Here is an 843-nt window from a genome sequence, read left to right on the forward strand (position 1 = left end):
GAGAAAAAACCGAAGAACGCGCGACGCACGTCGATCGCCCTGAAGACCCAGTCGCCCTTGATCAGCAGCGTCAACAGAATCAGTCCGACGACGATGTCGAACGGGCGCAGACTTGCAATTGCCCAGATGTGGAGCCATATCGGGTTGCTGGCCAGCGGTGCATTCAGCGAGCGGAACAGCCACTCGTCGAAAATCACACACAGCATCTGACCCGTAGGCCATAACCAGAAAGCCAGTAGCGCCAACGGCACTACGTTACACAGAACCAGCCGGCCGAGGTTCCACCTTGATTGGAACAAACCCGGATTGTTCATAAAATGCCTCCCATGGCGAAAAAGCGCCGGCCCCAAAAAAAGTGCCAGCAAGCGCAAATTTTCACGTTTTGTAACCATTTTGTCATCACATTCAGATACCCAGACCTATGACCGACTTAGCGGATACCGATTTCACTCAACGCTTCATCTTCGATGACAGCGACACTCGCGGCGAACTGGTAGCGCTGGAGCGCAGCTACGCCGAAGTCCTCGCCAAACACCCGTACCCGGAGCCGGTCGCGCAGTTGCTCGGCGAGTTGATGGCGGCTGCCTCGTTGCTGGTTGGCACCCTGAAGTTCGATGGCTTGCTGATCTTGCAGGCACGCTCGGAAGGGCCGATCCCATTGCTGATGATCGAATGCTCCAGCGAGCGTGAGATCCGTGGCCTGGCGCGTTACGACGCCGAGCAGATCGCCGCAGACGCCACCCTCAGCGATCTGATGCCGAACGGCGTTCTGGCCCTCACCGTCGATCCGACTGTTGGCCAGCGCTATCAGGGCATTGTCGATCTCGACGGCGAAACACTGTC

The 843-nt window shown here is 57.7% G+C and carries 1 protein-coding gene and 1 pseudogene; one reads left to right on the plus strand and one right to left on the minus strand.

The genetic code is table 11. The features are described from left to right. Positions 1 to 314 (minus strand): annotated as a pseudogene (locus tag D6877_RS06380) (phosphoesterase); the annotation flags it as partial. 107 nt (positions 315 to 421) lie between these two features. Here D6877_RS06380 and D6877_RS06385 point away from each other — a divergent pair. Further along, positions 422 to 843: Hsp33 family molecular chaperone HslO (locus D6877_RS06385; protein ID WP_178083643.1), on the plus strand; the 422-nt coding region annotated here is incomplete at its 3' end.

This window comes from Pseudomonas sp. Sample_9, assembly GCF_004307535.1.
GTDB classification, from domain to species: domain Bacteria; phylum Pseudomonadota; class Gammaproteobacteria; order Pseudomonadales; family Pseudomonadaceae; genus Aquipseudomonas; species Aquipseudomonas mercuritolerans.